1 protein-coding gene is annotated in these 810 nt (G+C 37.9%); it reads right to left on the reverse strand.

Annotated elements, in window-relative coordinates:
* Window positions 1–810: putative Ig domain-containing protein (locus HMPREF2580_RS11720; protein WP_176747489.1), on the reverse strand; the 810-nt coding region annotated here is incomplete at both ends.

The raw sequence follows: 810 nt of genomic DNA on the forward strand, positions 1-810 counted from the left end.
TCCAGTAATTGTGTTTGTGGCACTATCAAAACTTACGCCTTCTGGTAGTCCGCTTACTTTGTTGGTCACGGCTTGACCACTATTATCTCTCGCTTCAATCTTGATTGAATCAATAGCTGTGTTAATCTCTTTGGTTTGGTCTTTGATTGCTGTCACCGTTGGTTTTGTCGTATCCACGACTTTAATCGTAAAGTTCGTTGTCGTAGCGTTACCTTCCGCATCTGTTGTCGTTATTGTAATTGGGTAACTTCCAACTTTTGTTGGCGTTCCAGTAATTGTGTTTGTGGCACTATCGAAACTTACTCCGTCCGGTAGTCCACTTATTTTATTTGTTACAGACTGGCCACTGTTATCTGTTGCTTCAACCTTAATTGGATCTAAAATTGTATTAATTTCTTTTGTTTGATTTTTGATAGGTGTTACTACTGGCGCTGTTGTATCTACGACTTTAATAATAAATTGCGTAATTGTTTCATTACCTTCAGCATCTGTCGTCGTTACAGTAATTGGATAGGTACCGATTTTAGTCGGTATGCCACTTATTGTGCCTGTTTTATTATTAGCAATAGACATTGCTTTCATTTTAACAAGGTTACTGCTATGCATTCTAGGTGCAAAACTAATCGCGTTTGTTTGGCTATTATAAATAACACCATCAGGTAAACCACTTACTTTGTTCGTTACAGCTTGGCCGCTATTATCAGAAGCCTCAATCGTAATTGTATCCATAGCTGTATTCACTTCTATAGTTTGATTCGCTATTGATTTCACTACTGGTGGTGTCGTATCCACGACTTTAATCGTAAAGTT

It is taken from the genome of Staphylococcus sp. HMSC036D05, from assembly GCF_001836225.1.
In the GTDB taxonomy this organism is placed as follows: Bacteria; Bacillota; Bacilli; order Staphylococcales; family Staphylococcaceae; genus Staphylococcus; species Staphylococcus caprae.